Annotated in this window: 14 protein-coding genes and 1 pseudogene; all 15 read right to left on the minus strand. The window is 37.8% G+C overall.

From position 1 onward, the window contains the following. On the minus strand, positions 1 to 761 hold a 761-nt coding region (locus T472_RS04405), incomplete at its 3' end, for an MATE family efflux transporter (RefSeq protein WP_023863359.1). Positions 762 to 785: 24 nt separating this feature from the next. Continuing rightward, positions 786 to 1,616, minus strand: coding sequence for a dTDP-4-dehydrorhamnose reductase (gene rfbD / locus T472_RS20565; RefSeq protein ID WP_341372039.1), 831 nt, complete (start codon positions 1,614 to 1,616; stop codon positions 786 to 788). A gap of 12 nt (positions 1,617 to 1,628) precedes the next feature. Beyond that, positions 1,629 to 2,171: pseudogene (gene rfbC / locus T472_RS20570) on the minus strand (dTDP-4-dehydrorhamnose 3,5-epimerase); the annotation flags it as partial. Between the two features lie 13 nt (positions 2,172 to 2,184). Beyond that, positions 2,185 to 3,069, minus strand: coding sequence for a glucose-1-phosphate thymidylyltransferase RfbA (gene rfbA / locus T472_RS04415; RefSeq protein ID WP_023388459.1), 885 nt, complete (start codon positions 3,067 to 3,069; stop codon positions 2,185 to 2,187). Positions 3,070 to 3,082: 13 nt separating this feature from the next. Continuing rightward, positions 3,083 to 4,375, minus strand: a complete 1,293-nt coding sequence (locus T472_RS04420) for an O-antigen polymerase (RefSeq protein ID WP_242864762.1) — start codon at positions 4,373 to 4,375, stop codon at positions 3,083 to 3,085. A gap of 333 nt (positions 4,376 to 4,708) precedes the next feature. Continuing rightward, positions 4,709 to 5,509: an ExeA family protein gene (locus T472_RS04425; RefSeq protein ID WP_023388461.1), complete on the minus strand. Its 801-nt coding sequence runs from the start codon at positions 5,507 to 5,509 to the stop codon at positions 4,709 to 4,711. Beyond that, positions 5,502 to 6,830, minus strand: coding sequence for a DDE-type integrase/transposase/recombinase (locus tag T472_RS04430; RefSeq protein WP_023388462.1), 1,329 nt, complete (start codon positions 6,828 to 6,830; stop codon positions 5,502 to 5,504). Before T472_RS04430 ends, T472_RS04425 begins: the two co-directional genes overlap by 8 nt. A gap of 46 nt (positions 6,831 to 6,876) precedes the next feature. Further along, positions 6,877 to 7,398 carry a DUF6431 domain-containing protein gene (locus T472_RS20590; RefSeq protein WP_369322738.1) on the minus strand — a complete coding sequence of 174 codons (522 nt, stop codon included), beginning with the start codon at positions 7,396 to 7,398 and terminating at the stop codon, positions 6,877 to 6,879. Positions 7,399 to 7,600: 202 nt separating this feature from the next. Further along, positions 7,601 to 8,416, minus strand: a complete 816-nt coding sequence (locus tag T472_RS04435) for a glycosyltransferase family 2 protein (protein ID WP_023388463.1) — start codon at positions 8,414 to 8,416, stop codon at positions 7,601 to 7,603. Further along, complete coding sequence (wecB, locus tag T472_RS04440) at positions 8,416 to 9,561, minus strand: non-hydrolyzing UDP-N-acetylglucosamine 2-epimerase (RefSeq protein WP_023388464.1); 1,146 nt, start codon at positions 9,559 to 9,561, stop codon at positions 8,416 to 8,418. The genes T472_RS04435 and wecB overlap by 1 nt, the downstream gene beginning before the upstream one ends. A gap of 3 nt (positions 9,562 to 9,564) precedes the next feature. Then, positions 9,565 to 10,674, minus strand: coding sequence for a capsular polysaccharide biosynthesis protein CapF (locus tag T472_RS04445; RefSeq protein ID WP_040906668.1), 1,110 nt, complete (start codon positions 10,672 to 10,674; stop codon positions 9,565 to 9,567). Continuing rightward, complete coding sequence (locus T472_RS04450) at positions 10,674 to 11,693, minus strand: polysaccharide biosynthesis protein (RefSeq protein WP_023388466.1); 1,020 nt, start codon at positions 11,691 to 11,693, stop codon at positions 10,674 to 10,676. Before T472_RS04450 ends, T472_RS04445 begins: the two co-directional genes overlap by 1 nt. A 22-nt stretch (positions 11,694 to 11,715) precedes the next feature. Continuing rightward, a complete protein-coding gene (locus T472_RS04455; RefSeq protein ID WP_023388467.1) occupies positions 11,716 to 12,894 on the minus strand; it encodes a glycosyltransferase in 1,179 nt (392 codons plus the stop codon). A 1-nt stretch (position 12,895) separates the two neighbouring features. Further along, a complete protein-coding gene (locus tag T472_RS04460) occupies positions 12,896 to 13,870 on the minus strand; it encodes an SDR family oxidoreductase (RefSeq protein ID WP_023388468.1) in 975 nt (324 codons plus the stop codon). An 18-nt stretch (positions 13,871 to 13,888) separates the two neighbouring features. Further along, positions 13,889 to 14,488, minus strand: a 600-nt coding sequence (locus tag T472_RS04465) for a nucleotide sugar dehydrogenase (protein ID WP_023863360.1), incomplete at its 5' end; no start/stop codon positions are given.

Raw genomic sequence — 14,488 nt, forward strand, 5'->3', positions numbered from 1 at the left:
GATACCTTCCCAAATGTAGCTACATCCCATGTTTGCTCGATCCCAAACCGGACAACTCCAATTATGAGCATGCTTGCGATATTTGCAAACATAAGCTTAATACCTACACTTATGTTAATAATTGATTCAGAAATAGTAAGGTAAAATGTATTTATTTTTCTAAACACTATGTCTTTACATGAAAAAGTAGCGAAAAGTAAAGACATAAACTTACCAACTAAATCAGCAATTATCATAAGCTTGAAATCTCTAACCCCAACTAGCAAAAAAGTTACAATTAAGATAATATAGACAATCCTATCCAACATAGTTAGTCTTGCAAATTCTTTTATTCTATTTGTTGCTTGTAAGATATAAAAAAACATTAATCTAGTATTAACTAAAATCATTGCTATAGCAACCATCTGTAGGATAAATCCACGGTTAAAATCCCGAACAAAAATAAAGGACCCTAACCATATTAGTAATGCTATGACAATTTGACTGACAAGCAACTCAATAAACTGAGAGTAAAATAATTTTTTATCTAAATTCTTGTATTCTTCTCCGCCAAACCTTAAATAAATACCGTCATTCCAGCCAAAATGCAAGAAACCAACATAGGAAGTGTAAAATATATAGAGTTGCCAATAGCCATACTCTACAATCCCTATGAGTTTCGGTATTATTAAAACTACCAAAGTTGATATAATTAACGATATCAAATTTGATGAAATTGTATATGACATGTTTTTTATAAAACTAATAGTTTTTAGATTCAATATATCAACCTCGTTTGTCTGTCATTAAAGCTCCTCAATAAATCTGCTAATTGCATCTTCCCAATGAGGTAATCTTTTAATTCCAGTCTTATCAGTGTTATCCTTTAATAATCTAGAATTCAATGGTCTTTTAGCTTTTGTAGGATATTCTTCTGTAGTAATAGGATTTATTTTAATTTCAATCCCTGCTTTTTCAAAGATTGCTTTGGCAAACTCATACCAACTGCAGTAGCCTTCATTAACACCATGATAAATACCGTACTGATTGGTCTTAACCAAGTTTATAATAAATTCAGCTAGATCTTTAGAATATGTAGGTGAACCAATTTGGTCACTAACTACACTAATTTCACTTCTTGTTTCAGCTAATTTAAGCATTGTCTTAACAAAATTATTCCCATTTTTGCCATACACCCATGACGTCCTTACGATAAAATAATTATCTAGTTCCGCTTTAACAATCTTCTCACCTTGTTCTTTTGTGTAGCCATAATAGTTAACAGGATTCGGTTCCTTTTCTTCGGAATGCGGCTCTAGCCCTAGACCGTCAAAGACATAATCTGTACTTACATAAACTACTTTAGCGTCAATCTCTCTCGCTGCTTCAGCTACTGCTCTAGTTCCCTCTACATTAATTGAATAACATAAATCGCTCTCATCTTCTGCCTTATCTACTGCTGTATATGCAGCGCAATGAATTATTACATCTGGTTTTTCTTCTATAATATATCTCTGAACTTGCTCTCTATTTGTTAGGTCAAATTCATCTCTTCTTGGAGCAACAACACCAATATTCATTTCTTTCAATTTTAAAACTACATCATGACCAAGTTGGCCATTTACTCCGGTAACCATAAACTTTAGGCTGAAATCTACATCGCTATCCTTAAGTAATGGTGCCTTTAAGTCTTTTTCAGATAGTATTGGATTTTCAATCTCCCAGTCTACACCAATTTCTGGGTCATCAAATCGGATACTTCTGTCACACTCTGGCGCATAGTATTCATCAACTTTGTATTGTACTTCTACATTATCTGTTAATGTCAAAAAACCATGAGCAAACCCTTTTGGAATGAGAAGCTGTTTTTTATTATCCTCAGACAACTCAACACCAACCCATTGTTTATATGTAGATGATCCTTTTCTTAAATCAACAGCAACATCTAGAATTTTACCTTTTGTGCACCTAACTAGCTTTGTTTGGGCTTTAGGATTTATCTGAAAATGCAGTCCTCTTAATGTTCCCTTCTGCGCTGACATAGAGTGATTGTCCTGTACAAATTCGATATCAATACCTATTTCTTGAAATTTAGTTTTAGAATATGTCTCTGTAAACCAACCACGATGATCTCCAAAAACTCTAGGTTCTAATATCAAAACATCATCGATCTCTGTTTTTATAATATTCATTGAGTTCCCTCACTTAATATCTAATTTTTCCTTCAGCAACTTTCTTTAGGTGTTCCCCATAGGGAGACTTTCCATATTTTTCAGCTGATGCTAAAAGCGTCTGCTTATCAATCCAATTGTTATGATAGGCTATTTCTTCAAGTGCAGAAATCTTTATACTCTGTCTCTTTTCTATCATTTGAACAAATTCAGCTGCTTCAACAAGACTATCCATTGTACCTGTATCAAGCCATGCATAACCTCTACCAAGCAATTTAACATTTAAAGTCCCATCTTCAAGATACATTCTATTTAGATCGGTAATTTCAAGTTCACCTCTTGCTGAAGGTATAACATTTTTAGCAAACTCAACTACTCTATTATCATAAAAATACAGTCCTGTAATACAATAATTCGACTTCGGATTCTGAGGTTTTTCTTCTACAGAAATCACCTTCCCGTCTTCATCGAACTCAACTATCCCAAATCTCTCAGGATCGTGTACGTAATACCCAAATATTGTGGCTTCGCCATTTTGTGCATTTTCTGCGGCCTCTTTAAGAATTGGAGTAAAGCCATTACCGTAATAGATGTTATCTCCAAGAATCATAGCCACATTATCATCACCAATGAAGTCTTCACCTATAATAAATGCTTGAGCTAAACCGTCTGGAGATGGTTGTTCAGCGTATGACAGATTGATACCAAATTCACTCCCATCACCAAGAAGCTTTTCAAAATTTGGCAAATCGTGTGGTGTTGATATTATAAGAATATCTTTAATCTCTGCTAACATAAGTACTGAAAGAGGATAATAGATCATTGGCTTGTCATATACAGGTAATAATTGTTTGCTGGTAACCATTGTTAGTGGATATAGCCTTGTCCCAGATCCTCCTGCTAGAATAATTCCTTTCATCCTTTATCTCCTTTCAATCTTTTGATGTCATGTTTGAATATTGTAAATACTCTTTTCTTAGTTTTGGTCTGATTAACATCCGATAAAATGTATAAGTAAATAAAACTGTGAAAATCTGAGTTGTTGATAAAAATGTTGTTAAAAATTGCTCGTCTATACTTTGATAAATAACACTCATGAATAAGATTGAATAGAATATTACAACGTAATTAAATCTCTTGCTTTTTTTAATTTTTGAGTAAAGAGCACCAAAGAAAAAACCAATTATTATTTGAACAATGATCATTCCGAAGACTCCAAAATCTTGGATATATCTTCTTATCGAAGTATATATATTAGTTGTTATTTTGCCATCTATCACAGTAAATTCTAGTACTCTTGAAAATTCTCTTTCGTAAATACCAATTCTACTTAACAAATTATTAACGCCGACAAGAGTCTCTTCTGCAAAATATTCATTTGGTACTTTGGGCAAATTAAGATAATTATCAAATGCTAATATCGAACCTCCAGTATATATCGACAAAAGAGACTTAACATCAGCACCTTTCCATCCTTTCAAATTCCCCAAAAAAATGAAGACTATAAAAAATACTAACAGCCCCAAAACAGCATATTTTGCTATTCTTTTGTTAGTTTCGATGTTGCTTTTCTTGGTTTTTATTAAGAAAATACCAATCAAAATAATTACATACGTGAAGTATTCGATGATTGCTCCCCTTGAACCAGATAAAGAATATTGGACAAGATACATGATAGAAGGTAGTAGATAATAGACCTCACTCTTGATTCTTGATTTATTAAACATATAGAAGTTATATAAAAAAATGAATGTGTAAACATATGATAATGCTCTTAATAAAAATGTAGCCACCGCAAGAACTGGCCCAACGGAAATTCCATATTGCAATATTCCTAACCGTGCATATTGGATCAATAATTGTTGTCCACTACTGTATCCAACTATTCCTGCAATTTCTCGCATCCTTAAGTAATACCAGATAAGCACCACTACAGAAAACATATATACAAAAAAGTTTATCAATCGAGGAATTTTCATCCTATTTTGTGCTTTAGGAATTAGTGTTGGAGATGTATCTCTGAAAACGAATCGAGCAAATGTTTCACCAATACCAATTGAAAGTACCGCGATTATTATTATTAATACAGTATAGGGGGATAAGCTAATGTCCCAATTGTCCTTGTTCAAAATTACAAATAATAAACTTATAATAAATACACTAATTGAAATTAGCCAAGGAGACAGCAAGTCAAACTTATTAATAAAAAAACTGATTATTAACATCACAAGTAATGAAACAAATAATATATATATCACTTTGCACCCCCTAAGTAGATATCGTGTCGCTGCTAACGCTGGCTGTCCGGAACCAGACGGCCTAAATTGACCGAAAACTGCCGGACTTTGTGACCGGAAAACCCAAAAGCGCCTTTTAACACTTTTGGGTCATCCAACAGGTGCTGCTGACCGGCTTTCTGCCCTCCGGGAAACGGAGGGAGTTTACGCGTCTTGCCCCAGACCAGGCGCTCGGGTTGCTCCTCAGCAGAGCCCTATCCTCCCGGAAAGGAGAAAACCGGTCAAAGTCAAAAGAAGGTTTAACGCTTTAAGGCATCCGCGTTAAGCAACCTCACCACTGATGACCAGGCTCACCATGTGTTCATCAATGATGGGTTTCTGAGTTTGAGCGCCATAGATCAGGGCGTTGGTGGCCGCTTTGTTGATCAGCCGGGCAATGCCACCAGAGTATGTGTAAATGGCATCCAGTGCTTTTTCTGAAAAGATGTCCCTGTCAGTGCCAGCTGCCAGAAGATGTTGTCTCAGGTAAGCTTCCGTCTGGGCTCTGTCCAGGGGTGACAGGCGGCAGACCATGTCAATACGCTGGCGGATGGCCGCAAAGCTTTGAAGTTTCAGCCGGTCCCACAGTTCTGACTGGCCTGCCAGGATCAGGGTCATGGGGCTCATGGAGTCCATCTGGAAGTTGAGTAAAAAGCGTACTTCCTCCAACATCTCCCTGTCCAACAGATGGGCTTCATCCACCACAACCACCGGCCGGATGTGGTGAATCCCCCGCATCAGTTCAATCTCCCGGTGCAGCTGTCGTTTGGCATCACCCCGGTAAAACTTGGCTTCACAACCAATCTGTTCTAAAAGGCCCTTGTAGAAATGCCGGGGTGTCAGCTTGGAATCCGATAGATAAAAGACCTGGTATTTGCTGGGAGGCAGTTGCTCCTTAAACCAGCGCAGGGTGGTGGTTTTACCAGTGCCTGCTTCCCCGGTAAAGACGGCAAAAAGCTGGCGCTGGGCGGCGTAGTGCAAGCGGCCGGCAATTTCTTTCAGTACCGGTGGGGTATACAAATCTGTGGCATCAATGGTCCGGGAAAAAGGTGTTTTAACACAGCCGTAAAAGGTTTCATACATCCGGCTCACCTGCTTTCCGGTAACTGATCACCATGGGACCCTGACGCTGCTGGTGTTTTTTCTGGGCCGCCTTTAACAGGCGGGACTCTGTGGCGGGCACCTTGGTTAAGTGTTCCGGCAGGTTAGGCCTTGTCCCTGCCCAGGGACCGATGGTTCTCTCCTTTGCCTGTACTGGTTGAAGGTTACCTGCCTGTACCTGAATAACTGAAGTATCTGCCGGGTCGTAAATCACGGTGACCTTCATCCCCAGGTAGGACAGGCCCACTTCGTAGAACTTGCCTTGGAAACTGATGCAACCGGTTTTGTCCACTTTCCGTTCTTCCCGGTGGAGAAAAGCCTCATGGATTTCCTTGGGGTCCATGTACCGTATGGGCCGGGTGTCTGCCTGGAAAGCTTCGTAGGGGCTCTTGTTGTCTTTCAGGGCACTGTGGGGTTTATGCTGGTAACACTCTGTTAACCAGACCTTGTACAGGTGGTTCAGGTCTTCCAGACTGTCCAGGTTTTCCAGTCTGGCTTCTGTGAGAAACCGGTCCACCTGGTGGTGGAACACTTCTGATTTGCCTTTTGACTCAGGGCTGTATGGTTTGGTGTACATCAGCTTGATGCCAAGGATCCCTGTGGTGGTTTGCATCCATTTGTTCCGGTATTCAGACCCGTTGTCGAAGTACACTGCGTCCGGAATACCATGTTTTAGAAGGGATTGGCGGAAACTGTCAATGACGATGGGGCTGCCCAGGCTGGGATAGAATTCACTGTGGAGGATCAACCGGGTAGCGTCATCAATCCAGGTGACCAGGAACACTTGCTGTGGTTTGCAGCCCAGACCCATGGGCAGGAACGGTCCGTACTTGATGTCTGACTGCCACAGACAGTTTCGGTGTGGTTTCACAAAACGCCGGGCAGTGCTGCCGGTTTGGTGGTACTGTTTCATCTGCCGGCTGCTGTAGCCTCGCTGGGCCAGTTTGTCCTGAAGGGTGCTGCGTTTGATCTGGCCGGGCTGGATTTTTCCTTCCCATTCCAGGATTTGGATCAGCTGGGCCACGCTTCTGCCGGGCACCTGGCGTCGCAGGAGGATGGCTTCCTGGAGGATTTCTTCCGGGACAGCGTCACTGGTAATCATCCTTTTCTTTACAGACAACAGACCGTCGTAGCCTGCCTGCTGGTACCGGGCTATGTATCGGCGCAGGGTGCGTTCTGACAGGCCGGTTTCCTGGCTGATCTGATCTTTCAGTTTCTGGTAACTGGCTTTGTCCAGGCCAGGGGCCAAGAGGGGTGCGATGAGTTTCATCCGTTCCTGGGCTTGTTGTTTTTCCTTGGTCATGACTATCTTCCTTTCTACAGGGGATTGTCATCACCATACACTGGCTTTACCCGGCAGAAAAGGCCGAACGGGTCTGTACCCAAAGATTCAGTTTTACTGTCTGGTGGACAACACGGCTTAGCCATCCGGTTGTCTCGCCTACGGACTGCCGGAGCCGTTGGAGTGGGGTTCCGGGAAAGGGAGTTTTTTCCATTGTGTTGTCTTCACTCATGGTGTTCAGCACACCCAGCAGATGACAGGTGATGCCGTTAAACCAGGCTTTCCAGCGTCTGATGGTGGATTCTTCCACAGCGACTTCGGTGTCATCCAGAACAGCTTCGATGCTTTCTGCTGGATGCCGTTTGTAGGGAATCACCGTGCCGGGCAGCTCGTGATGGATTCTGCCACAGCTTGAACATTTGAGGCGTCTGATTCGAAAGGTCTTGCTCCGGCTTGTGTCGAAGGCTTCAATGACTTTGCGGTTACGGCTTCCGATGACGCTGCAGTGTTCACACTGACAGCTGGGACAACAAAATGGCTCCAAACTCCTAACAAAAAACACCTGTTTCAGGGTTTTCAAACAACTCATATTTTGATAGAATGACCATAAGAGTTGTGTGAGACGTCCCTGAGACTGCTGTGGTGAGCAGTCTACCAAACAGGGGCGTCTTTCCTTTCTTAAGAGTAGTTATGGTCATTATATCTGGCAATTTTCGGACAGGCAATAGCATCAGCAATTGGTCATTTTGTTTCGGCTTAAACAATATCGCTGATCAAATCATGAAAAATATCTACAAATACCTCTTGTAAACTTTATAAGATTCTTTAACCATATAATATTTCTTCTTCGTTTGAATACTTTTTACACTTGCACTTTCATGATGAGTTATTATAATTGTTGGATCATATAAGGTTGATCCCCCAACACTTTCTACTTGATTTGAAAGTAGTGCTTCTTCACCCCACATAAATACTCTATCATCTAATTTTGTATAATGTTGAAAAAAGTTAGGGGTTAGAATATAACATGCACCTATACCTCTTTTGATTTTCATCTGTCCACAGTTATTCGTATGAGAAACCGGTTTATTTCTTAGCTTTCTAATTTTCTGATTCACAAATCTTAACGCTTGACCGATATAGTAATTCGAATTGTATAATGCAACTTTTATTTTTTCGATTCTAGGAACCTCCTTAATTACATGAGGATTCTGTTGCCTGCCATCTTTAGTGATTATATTGGGGGCTATAACAAGAACATCTTCATCATAATCAATTCTATCTAGATTTTCGATAAAACTACAATCGAAGGTTAAGTCATTATTTCCTACTATAATAATTGAGTCTTCATCTTTTCTGATGCTCTCGATACCTTTATTTAATCCTTTGAAGTACCCTAAGTTCTCTGATGAGAAAATTATCTCAAGGTTATTATACTGTCTCTCAAATGATACTAATCTTGCTTTATCATTTTCATTTGAAGCATTATCGACAATAATTATATAAATCTCGTCTTCAGGAACGGTTATTATATTGTTAACGCTATCTATATATTCTTTTGTAAAATTAGAACCATTATAATTTACTGCAACAAAATAATACCTCATTATGGTGTACCTTCGCTTTCTCTTTTTCCCCAAACAACTCTATTTACATAATCAGTATAGCTTAAAATTATTCTTAAGACCTTATCAGACACATTTGGCATACTATAATCAGCTACTAATCTCAAAGTATCTTTCCCCTGAGTTTCTAACACTTCTAATCCCTGAAGAACTCTTTCTTTCTTAAGTCCAACCATCATCACTGATGCTTCTTCCATAGCCTCAGGTCGCTCATGAGCTTGTCTGATATTCAGTGCCCTAAACCCAAGAATTGATGACTCTTCACTAATTGTTCCGCTATCACTCAAAACAGCCTTTGCATACTTTTGAAGTTTAACATAATCGTTAAATCCAAGAGGTTTCATCGTCTTAACTAATGGATTGAATTCAATGCCTTTAGCTTCAATCATTTTTCTTGTTCTTGGATGTGTACTCACGATCAATGGCATCTGATATTTTTCGGCTATCGTGTTTAAGCTATCTACTAGATCCATAAAATTCTGTTCAGAGCTGATATTCTCTTCCCGATGAGCAGAGACAAGAAAATATTTCTCAGCTTCGAGTCCTAATTTTTCAAGTACATCAGATTTCTCAATATCGTCTTTTCTAGAATTAAGAACTTCGAACATTGGGCTACCAGTTTTGATTACTCTATCTGCAGGAAGTCCTTCTCTTAAAAGATACTCTCTTGCAATATCGCTATAGGTTAGGTTGATATCTGCCGTATGATCCACAATCTTTCGATTTGTCTCCTCAGGTACTCTCTGATCAAAGCATCTGTTCCCTGCTTCCATATGGAAAATAGGGATACGTCTTCTCTTTGCTGCTATTGCGCATAAACAGCTATTTGTATCTCCAAGCACAAGAAATGCATCAGGTTTTACTTCTTCAAGGATTGGATCAATCTTAACTAGAATGTTACCAATTGTCTCAACAGCAGTCCCTGTTGCAGCGTTTAGGAAGTAATCCGGTTTCTTTAAATTAAAGTCATTGAAGAAAACTTCATTTAGTTCGTAGTCGTAGTTCTGTCCTGTATGAACAAGAACGTGGTCAATTGCGTCAGATTCATTTAATTTATTTATAACAGCTGACAGTCTGATAATTTCTGGTCTAGTACCAACGACTGTCATGACTTTCAATCTCTTCATCAGTTATACCTCCAAATAATAAGTATCAGGCTTTTCAGGATCAAATGGCTCATTGGCCCACATAATCGTTACCATATCTGTATCACCAAGATTCTCTATGTTATGTGTATAGCCCGTTGGGATATCAACAACTTCCATTTTGTCACCACTTACGAAATACTGTAGTACTTCAGCTGAATCTATCTTCCTAAACCTAATGACACCTTTGCCGCTTACCACTAAGAATTTTTCATTTTTAGTGTGGTGCCAGTGATTACCTTTTGTTATACCAGGTTTTGAGATATTAACTGAAACCTGTCCACGATCAGGTGTTTTTATGAATTCTGTAAAAGAGCCTCTCTGATCCACATTCATCTTTAAGTCATAACTAAACTTGTCTTCAGGCAAATAGCTTAAGTATGTACTGTAAAGTTTCCTGGCAAATTCATCAGACATATTTGGCACCGATCTATCTTCTCTGCTCTTCTTGAACGAGTAAATCAAATCTACTATTTCACCTAGAGTAATGGTGTGTACCACGGTTACTTCACAGAATGAATCTACTTTGTTTTCTTTTCCTACTAACGCATTAATCAGCTCATTTACCACATCATCTATATAAACAAGATTCATTACTACACTTGGATCATTCACTTGAATAGGTAAATCATGAGCGATATTATTGCAAAAAGTAGCTACAGCACTGTTATAATTAGGTCTACACCATTTACCAAATACATTAGGGAATCTATAAACAAGAACTTTGGCACCAGTTTCTTTACCATAAGCAAATAAGAGATCTTCCCCTGCCTTCTTACTTTCGCCGTAAGGATTATCTAACTCAGCTTGAATAGACGATGAAATCATCACCGGGCAGGTGTTATTATGTTTCTTAAGAGAATCTAATAGAGTGGAGGTGAAACCAAAGTTGCCTTCCATAAACTCCGATTTTTCTTTTGGACGGTTAACTCCCGCAAGATGAAACACAAAGTCAGCTTCTTTACAATACTCTTCAAGTAGAGAAGAATCTGTAACTCGATCATATTCAAAAATATCATCATACTTTCTATTTCTCAGTTCCGCTATTAAGTTTTTACCTATAAAGCCTTTTGACCCAGTGACTAAAATTTTCATCATCTATCCCAACTTTCCAATTGTTCTCTTACATAATCAAGCTGAAGTAGCTTTTCTTTAATCTGTTCTATGTTAAGCCTTTCTGTGTTATGAGAATTATACTCATCTTCTGATGAAAGCTTTTGATCCCCTTCAACAAAGTATTTATCGTAGTTTAAATCTCTCTTATCCGCAGGAACTCGATAGAATCCACCCATATCCTTAGCGACAACATGCTCTTCTTTTGTTAGGAGGGTTTCGTAAAGTTTCTCTCCATGACGAGTTCCGATTACTTTAACTTCATTATCTGCTTTGAAGAGTTCTTTAACTGCTTGTGCTAAATCCCCGATAGTTGATGCTGGCGACTTTTGAACCATAATATCTCCTGCTTCAGCGTTTTGAAAAGCGAACACAACAAGTTCAACAGCTTCTTCAAGACTCATTAAGAATCTTGTCATATTTGGATCTGTAACGGTTAGGGGTTGTCCGTTTTTAATCTGATCTATAAACAATGGTATTACTGACCCTCTTGAAGCCATAACATTACCATATCTTGTACCACAAATAAGTGTTCTTTCAGGATCAACAGTCTTTGCTTTAGCAACAAATACTTTCTCCATCATTGCTTTTGAAATACCCATTGCGTTGATCGGATAGGCTGCCTTATCTGTAGAGAGACATATTACCTTTTTAACTCCCATCTCAATAGCACCAGACAATACATTATCTGTTCCTAATACATTAGTTTTTACCGCCTCAAGAGGAAAGAACTCACAAGAAGGTACTTGCTTAAGAGCAGCTGCATGAAAGATATAGTCCACTCCATGCATAGCATTTTTAACACTTCCAAGGTCTCTAACATCTCCTATATAAAATTTTAATTTGTCGTTTCTATATAACTTTCTCATATCATCTTGTTTCTTCTCATCACGAGAAAAAATTCGGACTTCTTTGATATCTGTATCCAGGAATCTTTTCATTACTGCATTTCCAAAAGATCCTGTTCCACCTGTTATTAGTAATGTTTTGTCTTTAAACATTTTTTTTCATCTCCAAATTCTCTTATTGAGCTACATTCAATAATAATTTGCTTATTAACTCTTGGTATTCACTATAATGGAACATTTTATTGTTTATCCCACACTTTTCTTTTCTTCTATTAACATTATTTAAAATCACATTTTGTAATACCTCTCTAATACTATCTACAGTACTATCTTTAAGTAAAATTCCATAAGTCTCATCAAGAAAATATTCTTTAATGTCACTTGAATCAGTAGTTATAATAGGTATTGAGCAAGTGATACTTTCTACAAACTTTGTTGGAAATCCTGCCATAGTAAGTTTAGATTTTTCTCTAATAAATATGCTATAGTCCGCATTCTGAAGCTCTTCCAAACTTTCTTCATGCGACACTCTGCCAACAAAATTAACCCTATTATCTAAAGAGTCAATCTTCTTTTGGTAGTTTGGGAAATCTTTAATAAATTGGTTTTTACTTATTCCTACTATATTCATTTCATAATTACTTAAATCTTTTAAATCATATAGTGCTTCAATAATGTTCACAATTTTATCTTTGTTCTTGCCTGGATTCCCCGAGTACACAAAACGCAATCTATTATCAAATTCATTTATTATTATCTGTTTGCTTTTACTCCATTTTTTTTCATTAATATCTACTAACGGAGGTATCCTAACAACGTTTTTCGTATTACCGTAATAGCTCTCCAAGAATTTACTAATTACAATTAGACCATCAAGTCGCTTTTGAATAATTCTCATCCTCAAAAATGAATCCAAGCCTTTAATAACCTTAAAAACTAAATTTGATCCATTTGTACTGTACCACTCAGTACAATCAGCAAAAACTTTCACATTATTCTTTTTACCATACTTTCTTAGATTATTTAATGCTAATGCAGGATAATTATATGCAATAATTCCTTTTATATCCTTATATTGTTTTTTCATTGAGTTAAGATAATCGATGCTAGATAAGTAACTTGTCCATTCAATAGTCTTCTGAGGATATGGAATAGACCAACATTCAAAGCCTTGAACATCTTTAATAGTTGTTAAAATATCTGAATTGTAAGGCAAGGTTTTATCGACATCAATAAACACTACTTTGTAGCCTAACTCTCTAAATATTTTCCCGTTACTCAAAACTCTATGAGCAGCAGCATTTTTATCTGGCAGTTCAAAACCACCTACATATAGAATTGTACCTTTTGACATATTATAAATTCTCCTTATACCATTCTATTGCTGCTTCAATTCCTCTTTCAAAACTCCAACTAGGATCATATCCGAGCATCTCTTTCGCTTTACTAATATCAGCATTACTATGCTTTATATCACCTTTTCTATCTGGTCCAAAGATTGGTTCAATATCTTTCCAAAGAGCTTTACAAAGAGAATTGTATACATCAATTAGATATTCTCTTCCACCATATGCGATATTAAATGCTTCTCCAGCAACTTCAGAAGAAGCTTTACATGCCTTCAAGTTTGCTTCAATAACATTCTCGATATAAGTAAAGTCTCTACTTTGTTTACCATCGCCATTTATTGTAGGCTGTTCATTATTAAGCAATTGTTTGATGAACTTAGGTATTACAGCAGCATATGCTCCGTTGGGATCTTGTCTCTTTCCAAATACATTAAAATATCTCAACCCATACGTGTCTAACCCATAGAGTTTTGAATATAGTTTGCCATATTCCTCATCAACCATTTTAGTCAAAGCATATGGTGATAATAGGTTTCCTTCTCTTCCTTCTTGTTTGGGAAGGTTTGGTTCATCACCATAAACTGAAGAACTAGATGCGTAGACAAACTTCTTAACTCCATTTTGTCTAGCCGCTTCCATCATGTTAAGTGTTCCACGGATATTTATTTCTTCATAAAGCAACGGCATCTCTATACTTCTCGGAACACTGCCCCAAGCTGCTTGATTAAGTACATAATCAACACCCTCGCATGCTTTCATACACGTGTCTAGATTTCTGATGTCTCCCTTGATAAAAGTGTAATTAGGATTATTAATAAACAAGTCCACATTGACCTGTTTACCATTAGAAAGATCGTCTAGGCATCTAACCTTATAACCTTTATCTAATAAAACCTCGCACAAGTTGGAGCCAATAAACCCCGCTCCACCTGTAACGAGAAATACGCTATCTTTTTCAAATGTTATATTTTCATACCCCATGATATGCACTACCTTTCCTTAAAGTCTCCAATACTTATATCCTGCTACTTCATATTCTTTTCTATCTAAGATTCCTTTAATATCAAGTAGTACTTTGCTTTCATTAGATCCGTCTTTAAACATCTTATCAAAGTCCTCGCGAGTAAATTTTAAGAATTGATCATGCCCAACTGCTATGATAATTGCGTCCATCTCTTTAATACCTTCTACTGAATCAAAGTCAATTCCATACTCATGTTTAGCTTCCTGAGCATCTGCTTCAGGATCTGCAATCATCGGATTGATTCCATATTCTTTAAGTTCATTAACAATATCAATAACCCTTGTATTTCTAGTATCGGGGCAGTTTTCTTTGAACGTAAATCCTAATATAGCTACTTTTGCATCTTTCACTGGTACATCTGCTTTTATAAGGTTTTTAATCAAATTTTCGACTACGTATTTGCCCATATCATCATTGATTCTTCTACCAGAAAGAATAATTTGTGAATGGTATCCTAGCTGTTCAGCTTTATAGGTAAGATAATATGGATCCACGCCAATACAGTGTCCTCCAACGAGACCCGGATGGAAATTTAAAAAATTCCACTTCGTCCCGAGGGCACTGAAAAAGCCCCT

It is taken from the genome of Youngiibacter fragilis 232.1 (assembly GCF_000495435.3).
In the GTDB taxonomy this organism is placed as follows: domain Bacteria; phylum Bacillota; class Clostridia; order Clostridiales; family Clostridiaceae; genus Youngiibacter; species Youngiibacter fragilis.

Excerpts from the sequence above, each read along its gene's own strand:
- rfbA (WP_023388459.1), bottom strand. The coding sequence starts at position 3,069 with ATGAAAGGAATTATTCTAGCAGGAGGATCTGGGACAAGGCTATATCCA.
- T472_RS04435 (WP_023388463.1), bottom strand. The coding sequence starts at position 8,416 with ATGAGGTATTATTTTGTTGCAGTAAATTATAATGGTTCTAATTTTACA.
- T472_RS04420 (WP_242864762.1), bottom strand. The coding sequence starts at position 4,375 with ATGTTAATAATCAGTTTTTTTATTAATAAGTTTGACTTGCTGTCTCCT.
- T472_RS20590 (WP_369322738.1), bottom strand. The coding sequence starts at position 7,398 with ATGAGTTGTTTGAAAACCCTGAAACAGGTGTTTTTTGTTAGGAGTTTG.
- T472_RS04445 (WP_040906668.1), bottom strand. The coding sequence starts at position 10,674 with ATGAAAATTTTAGTCACTGGGTCAAAAGGCTTTATAGGTAAAAACTTA.
- T472_RS04425 (WP_023388461.1), bottom strand. The coding sequence starts at position 5,509 with ATGTATGAAACCTTTTACGGCTGTGTTAAAACACCTTTTTCCCGGACC.
- rfbD (WP_341372039.1), bottom strand. The coding sequence starts at position 1,616 with ATGGTTACCGGAGTAAATGGCCAACTTGGTCATGATGTAGTTTTAAAA.
- T472_RS04450 (WP_023388466.1), bottom strand. The coding sequence starts at position 11,693 with ATGTTTAAAGACAAAACATTACTAATAACAGGTGGAACAGGATCTTTT.
- T472_RS04430 (WP_023388462.1), bottom strand. The coding sequence starts at position 6,830 with ATGACCAAGGAAAAACAACAAGCCCAGGAACGGATGAAACTCATCGCA.
- T472_RS04455 (WP_023388467.1), bottom strand. The coding sequence starts at position 12,894 with ATGTCAAAAGGTACAATTCTATATGTAGGTGGTTTTGAACTGCCAGAT.
- T472_RS04460 (WP_023388468.1), bottom strand. The coding sequence starts at position 13,870 with ATGGGGTATGAAAATATAACATTTGAAAAAGATAGCGTATTTCTCGTT.
- wecB (WP_023388464.1), bottom strand. The coding sequence starts at position 9,561 with ATGAAGAGATTGAAAGTCATGACAGTCGTTGGTACTAGACCAGAAATT.